The following is a 2,980-nucleotide window of genomic DNA, read 5'->3' as shown; positions in this document are numbered from 1 at the left end:
TGATAGGGATCTCTGAAATTCCCCACCCCCTGCTCTAGCGCCGTCCAAACCTGCTCAGTCGATCTCCCCACCCTTCGCGTGATCAGACTTGGGCACTTTGTGTGATCCTGCTCGGCGTGTCGGGATGAGATGCCGTGTCCGCGGAGAGTCTGCGCGAGCAATGAGTCGGCCTGTTCGGGAGCCCGGATGCTCACGCGGGAGGAAGACGTGGACGCTCACGCGTTGCGTCGTCAGGGATGGACTATCTCGGCGATCGCTCGCCATTTGGGCCGTGACCGAAAGACGATCCGGGCTTATCTCAATGGCGATCGTGTTGCGGGCAGTCGGCAACCCCCGCCCGATGCTTTGATCCCGTTCCTCGACTACTGCCGTCAACGCCTGCAAGATGATCCGCATCTCTGGGCGTCCGCACTCTATGACGAGGTTGGAGAACTCGGCTACCAAGGGGCCTATTCAACCTTCACTCGCGCGCTTCGGCGGCATCAAGTGCGCCCGCACTGCGAACCCTGTCGGAACACATCAGGTCGAGACGTCGCTGTGATCACCCATCCTCCGGGAGAGGAGATTCAGTTCGACTGGCTGGAGTTGCCCGAGGCTCCCGCAGAATGGGGCGTCGGCGATCACGCTCATCTTCTCGTCGGGGCCCTCGCTTACTCGGGGCAATGGCGGGCGGTGCTTGCAGAATCCGAGGACTTCCCTCACTTGGTGCGAGACATCGATCAGATCGTCCGCAAGTTCGGTGGAACAGCACGCCGCTGGCGTTTCGATCGGATGTCGACTGTCTGCTATCCGTCCACCGGGCGTGTGCTCCCGGTCTTCGCGGCAGTCGCCAAGTACTACGGAGTCGGAGTTGACATTTGTCCGCCCCGCCGAGGAAACCGCAAAGGGGTAGTCGAGAAGGTTAACCATTCGGCAGCACAACGTTGGTGGCGTACCGTCCCCGATGGGTTGAGTATCCAGCAGGCTCAATCGGGAGTCGACAAGCTGGCCCTCCGCATGGATGAGCGCCGTCGGAAGGTCGACGGGAATCCTACAACTGTGGCCGAGCTCGCCGCTTCTGAAATCCTGCTGGAACTGCCCACACGCCCTTTCCCTGCCGAGCTGGAAGTCGAGCGGACCGTAAGTCCGCAAAGCCTGGTGTCTTTCGACGGGAACTTCTATTCCGTGCCACCAGGACTTCCCGGTGCCCAAGTTCGGGTTCGGCACCGTCTCGGTGAGGACACCATCCGAATCGTCACGGCGGGACTTGCCGTTATTGCCCAACACCGTCAGGCCCCACGCGGATCAGGGCAGACCATTCGCGATGCCGACCACGTCATTGCACTGGAACGAGCGGTCCTAGCCAATTTCAACGACCGAGCCCCATGCAAGAAGAAGGTCCGCCGACCACCGTCAGCGGAAGCTCAAGCCGAGGCAGGACGTCTGCGAGACCAGCAGTCCGCAGTCTCCTCGGTCGAACGGGTCGTCATCGACCTGGCCCACTATGCCGCCGTCGCTGACCAGCTACGGCACCTGCCAGCGCAGAAAGAGGAGCCTGAGGATTGAGTACCACTCCCATGCAGATGAGCGAAGCGCGCCGCTATCAGCAGCTGCGAGCGCACCTTTCCTATCTCAAACTCAACGACGCGGCGGAAGCCCTCAACCGGGTATTGGATCAATCCCGCACCGAACGTATGTCATTGACCGCCGCCCTGGAACGACTGCTGGAAATCGAAGTCGAGGCCACCGAAACACGCAAACGCGCCGCGAGGGCACGGTTCGCCTGCCTTCCCGAACCCTGGACCCTTGCCGACTTCGACTTCGCGGCCCAGCCCGGCGTCGATGAGAAGCTCATCCGGGACCTCGCAACACTTCGTTTCCTGGACGACGCGTCCAACGTGTTGTTCGTCGGACCTCCCGGTGTCGGGAAAACCATGCTCTCCGTCGCGCTCGGAAGGGCTGCGGTCGACGCAGGTCACCGCGTCTACTTCACAACCGCGGCAGAGCTTGCGGCGAAATGCCACAAAGCTGCCCTCGAAGGGCGGTGGAAGACCTGCATGCGCTTCTTCGCTGGCCCTAAACTCCTCATCATCGACGAGTTGGGATACCTCCCGCTTCCCGAAGATGGCGCCTCGGCCCTGTTCCAGGTGATCAATCAGAGGTATCTGAAATCGAGCACCATCCTCACGACGAACGTCGGTATCGCCGACTGGGCCGGCGCGTTCGGGGACGCGACCGTCGCGGCAGCGATGCTCGACCGTCTGCTCCATCGAGCCGCCGTGGCTGGCATTGATGGACCTTCCTACCGGCTCCGCGGACATCAGAACCAGGCCAGCAACCTCCGAGCAGGGGTGAATGCCCATGTCTCATGACGGGGAAATCAGCCAGGCTGACAAACGAACCTGCCTCACATGTGGCGACGAGTTCACCGCTGACCCTGGCACCCGGCAGACGTATTGCGCTCCTGCCTGTCGACAGAGTAATCAAAAGGAAGAAGTGAAACTGCACGTCAGGTCTTGCCCCGTCTGCAAGGACGAGTTCACGTCGCGTCCGACCGTCCGGCAGAAATACTGTTCCCCTCTCTGCCGACGCCAGGCAGAGAACCAGCGGGAACGGGAGCGAGATCTAGCACGAGCCGCCCGCATGGGTGAAACACCGCCACCTCGTCCAGCGACGAAATCGCCAGCTGTCACCCGTAGGGAATCGACTCTGGATCTTCCCCCGACGGCGACCCGGAACTGTCCCCACTGTGACCAACCCATCACAATTGTCGCTCTCTTGGCGACGCCTGAGGCAGCCAGGCCGACAATCCCGTATTCCACGCCACCGGAGGTCACTCCCATTCGTCGTGCCTGACCATTCCGGACCAGTGAGGGCCCGCCGACCTGACGGTCGGCGGGCCCTCACGCACGATCGGCAATCCCCACCCTCCCCACTTCATCCACATTTGAACGAAGTGGGGAAACGGAGCGAGCCTGGGGAAATTCGCAGGTTCCCATCA

General features: G+C 61.9%; 2 protein-coding genes. Both read left to right on the top strand.

The window, feature by feature from the left end; genetic code table 11:
• Positions 1-186: 186 nt before the first annotated feature.
• A complete protein-coding gene (locus ACZ5ID_RS36955) occupies positions 187-1,545 on the top strand; it encodes a Mu transposase domain-containing protein (RefSeq protein WP_468907186.1) in 1,359 nt (452 codons plus the stop codon).
• 11 nt (positions 1,546-1,556) lie between these two features.
• A complete protein-coding gene (gene istB, locus ACZ5ID_RS36950; protein ID WP_468907183.1) occupies positions 1,557-2,351 on the top strand; it encodes an IS21-like element helper ATPase IstB in 795 nt (264 codons plus the stop codon).
• The last annotated feature ends 629 nt before the right edge of the window (positions 2,352-2,980 follow it).

It is taken from the genome of Streptomyces sp. NPDC031670 (genome assembly GCF_055580545.1).
The sequence above is the reverse complement of the archived record's forward strand: the minus strand, read 5'-3'. Positions and strand labels throughout refer to the sequence as shown.

Bases quoted from the DNA above. Each gene is read 5' to 3' on its own strand.
- ACZ5ID_RS36955 (WP_468907186.1), top strand. From the start codon at position 187: ATGCTCACGCGGGAGGAAGACGTGGACGCTCACGCGTTGCGTCGTCAG.
- istB (WP_468907183.1), top strand. From the start codon at position 1,557: ATGCAGATGAGCGAAGCGCGCCGCTATCAGCAGCTGCGAGCGCACCTT.